Origin of the sequence: Nocardioides koreensis (genome assembly GCF_039531775.1) — a bacterium.
Taxonomy (GTDB): domain Bacteria; phylum Actinomycetota; class Actinomycetes; order Propionibacteriales; family Nocardioidaceae; genus Nocardioides; species Nocardioides koreensis.
In genome coordinates, this window is sequence record NZ_BAAAQR010000027.1 from 1 (window position 1) to 1,137 (window position 1,137).

1 protein-coding gene is annotated in these 1,137 nt (G+C 68.8%); it reads left to right on the forward strand.

Annotated elements, in window-relative coordinates; translation table 11 throughout:
• Positions 1-116: 116 nt before the first annotated feature.
• Positions 117-1,137 (forward strand): IS481 family transposase (locus ABD268_RS22755; protein WP_344158252.1); only part of this gene is annotated, 1,021 nt, incomplete at its 3' end.

Sequence of the window (1,137 nt, forward strand, 5' to 3'; positions counted from 1 at the left end):
CTAGGTGTACTGACCACGGACGTTAGGTACGGCGTGCCTGCTGGACGATGACGAAGGCCTCCGGGTGAGGTGTGGAGCAACCACGCACCCACACCTGAATCACCACGGAGGTCTTCGTGTCCCACGCTAACGCCTGTCTGACCCCGAACGGGCGGCTCCGCTTGGCCCAGCTGATCGTCGACAAGGGATGGCCGCTGCGCCGGGCTGCTGAACGATGGAACTGCTCGGTCACGACCGCACGTCGGTGGGCTAACCGGTACCGGGAGCTTGGCCGCGACGGCTTGGTGGACCGGTCCTCACGCCCGCACACCTCCCCGCGCCGGACCGCGACCAGGCGCGAGCGCCGCGTGATCGGGCTGCGCGTCTCACGGCGGTGGGGGCCAGCTCGGATCGCCTACCGGCTCGGCATGGCTGTCTCGACGGTGCACAAGATCCTGACCCGTTTCGGCTGCCCGCCGCTGACTTGGACCGATCCCGCAACCGGGACCCGGATCCGCGGCCCCCAGATGAGTCGCCGGGTCACCAACGCCTACGTGCACGACGCGCCGGGCGACCTGGTCCACGTCGACGTCAAGAAGCTCGGCCGGATCCCTGAGGGCGGCGGCTGGCGGATCCACGGCCGTGGCTCGGCCCAAGACCTCCGCGCCAAGTCCATCCGCGAGAAGGCCGCTCGCGCCGGCGCGGCGGGCTCACGCGGCTACGCCTACATCCACCACGCTGTCGACGACCACTCCCGCTTGGCCTACTCAGAGATCCACGCCGACGAGCGCAAAGAGACGGCTGTCGGGTTCTGGCGACGAGCCCGCGCCTGGTTCGCCGCCCACGGCATCACCGTCCAAGCGGTGCTGACCGACAACGGCTCCTGCTACCGCTCCAAGCTGTGGGCCAAGACCCTCGCATCGGGCGGGATCAAGCACCGCCGGACCCGTCCTTACCGGCCCCAGACCAACGGCAAGGTCGAACGGTTCAACCGCACCCTGCTCGAAGAATGGGCCTACGCCTGCGAGTACCGCTCAGAAACCGAACGCGCAGCCGCCTACCCCGCCTGGCTGCACACCTACAATCACCACCGCGGCCACACCGCACTCCGCGGCAAGTCACCCATCCAGCTCGTGCCCAACCTGCGTGGACAGAACA